Source organism: Bacillus sp. GMa5/1 (genome assembly GCF_050172015.1).
GTDB classification, from domain to species: Bacteria; Bacillota; Bacilli; order Bacillales; family Bacillaceae_G; genus Bacillus_A; species Bacillus_A cereus.
Genome location: NZ_JBNLYC010000345.1, coordinates 1 through 2288, shown reverse-complemented (window position 1 = coordinate 2288; position 2288 = coordinate 1). Strand labels below are relative to the sequence as shown.

The window sequence follows — 2288 nt, the reverse complement described above, 5'->3', positions numbered from 1 at the left end:
ACTTACGACGTTATTGTCATCGGCGACTTGTTCTATATTACACCTCTAAAGTATAATCGTCAATACGTTTTTTAAAAAACTTTATATTTTATAGATTTCACTTATGTATTTCTTCTATAGTTATATACAAGCACCCCACAGGACTATCTATGGGGTACTACTCTATTATAAAAACTATTGCTCTTTCGACGGCGCCGAACAACTTCCATCAGTACAAGAAAGATCGCTTCCACCCTCTGAAGAAAGTTCTTGTAACTTAGGTGCAGGATTCTCTTCTTCCCACACTTGCTGAAGTGCACCAACAAAAGTTTCAAGTGGTTGTGCACCTGAAATAGCATACTTTTGATTAATAATAAAATAAGGTACTCCCGAAATTTGATATTGCTGAGCAATCGCTTCATCAATTCTAACATCATTTGCATACGCATTTTTATCATTAATAACATTTAAAGCCTCTTGCTTATCTAAACCTGAAACTTCAGCGATAGTAGCAAGTGTATCCACATCACTTAAATTTCTCGATTCAGTGAAGTATGCGAAAAGTAGATTTTCCGTAATCTCTTTTTCTTTTCCTTGATCCTTTGCAAACTTCGCAAGACGATGCGCATCAAACGTGTTCGTCGGCTTCATCTCATCAAAATTAAAACTTAAACCCATACTAGCTGCATGATTTCCTAGCTGTACGTTATTACGCTTAGCTTCTTCAATACTAATTCCATACTTTGATGCAAGTACTTCATTAATACTTGTCCCAGAATAGATTGGAGCATTTTGGTCTAATTCAAAACTTTTAAACTCAACTTCAACATCCTTCTTATGCGGAAATTGCTCTAAAGCCATCTCTAATCTGCGTTTCCCAATATAGCAAAATGGGCATACAAAATCTGACCAAACTTCAATTTTCATAGAAACACCTCATTAACTTTTAGTTTTCAATCATTGTAGCACTGAGATTAAGGAATTCAAAAGTTTTTGCTCTACCTCCTTCATATAGTACATACAAAAATACACTTATAGCAGAATACCTAATTAACAAAAAAACGATAATCAAAAGGATTAACTATTATCCCTCCGATTATCGTCTATATAAATGCAACAACTTTAATTATGCCGGAATATACTTCCCTACGAACTTCCATACAGTATTCCAATATTTATTCGAATCTACTTTCTCCGCTTCCCCATGTCCAGCACCTGGAACAATTAATTTCTCTTTTTCTACTTTTGCAGCATTATATACTTCATCTAACATTTCAAAAGGAACGAATGTATCAGCATCCCCATGAATGAACAGCATAGGTGTTTTACTTTTCGCTACTTGTTTTACAGCTGAGGCCTCTTCTAAATCATACCCAGCTCTTAATTTAGTAACCGTATTTGCCGCATTCATAACAGGAAACTTCGGTAAGTGGAATAAATCTTTTAGTTGATAAGTAAATTCATCAATAACAGTTGAATATCCACAATCTTCAATAATAACTTTAACATTAGAAGGTAAATCTTCTCCTGAAGTCATCATTACAGTTGCCCCGCCCATTGAAACACCAAATAGAGCTATTTCAGCATTAGGGTCTTTCTTTAAGATTTGTTGAATCCAAATTAAAACATCTTTACGATCATGCCAACCCATACCAACATAATCCCCTTCACTATTTCCGTGTCCACGAAGGTCTGGTGCTATGACATTATAGCCTTGTTCATAAAAGTTACGAATATATTTCGTCATTTCCGATGCTCTACCACTATATCCATGAACTACAATTGCCCATTTATGACTAGATGGTTCATTCATATATTCATAACCTTTTAAATTTAATTTATCGAAAGAACGTATAGTTAATGTGTTAGGTTTATACTTCGATACGAAGTTTGCATTCTTTTCTTCATTTGCAGCCAATACATCTCCCGACGCATTTACCGTTTCTACTAAATGAGGATTATCTTGCAAAAATTCCTTTTCTTGTTTCGCATTCAACGCGTAGTTATAAAAATAATTCCCAACTAACATATACACGATTACTAGCAGGACTAAGACTACTATAGTAATTATACTTATCTTTTTCATATTATCTCCTTTTCTAACTTAAATCTTCTTATATTAAAGTACATCAAAAACAACTGTACTATTTTAACATACCAATGAATTCTATCTTTAAGAAATAAAATAGAAAATCTTAAATTACCTGTCAAAAATCACGAAACAAATTGAATAAAACTTATATAGCTACGTACTCAAAAATCTTTTAAAAAATGAGCAGCACTTCAAAATATTTAGCTTTGAAAAGAAG

2 protein-coding genes are annotated in these 2288 nt (G+C 33.3%); both read right to left on the bottom strand.

Going from position 1 to position 2288, the window contains the following annotated elements; translation table 11 throughout:
• Window positions 1-174: 174 nt before the first annotated feature.
• The gene (locus tag ACQGSG_RS28425) at window positions 175-906 is read right to left on the bottom strand and encodes a DsbA family oxidoreductase (protein ID WP_000687938.1); all 732 of its coding nucleotides are present in this window, start codon (window positions 904-906) and stop codon (window positions 175-177) included.
• Between the two features lie 199 nt (window positions 907-1105).
• On the bottom strand, window positions 1106-2065 hold the full coding sequence (locus tag ACQGSG_RS28420) for an alpha/beta hydrolase (RefSeq protein ID WP_000723976.1): 960 nt from the start codon (window positions 2063-2065) through the stop codon (window positions 1106-1108).
• Window positions 2066-2288 lie beyond the last annotated feature (223 nt).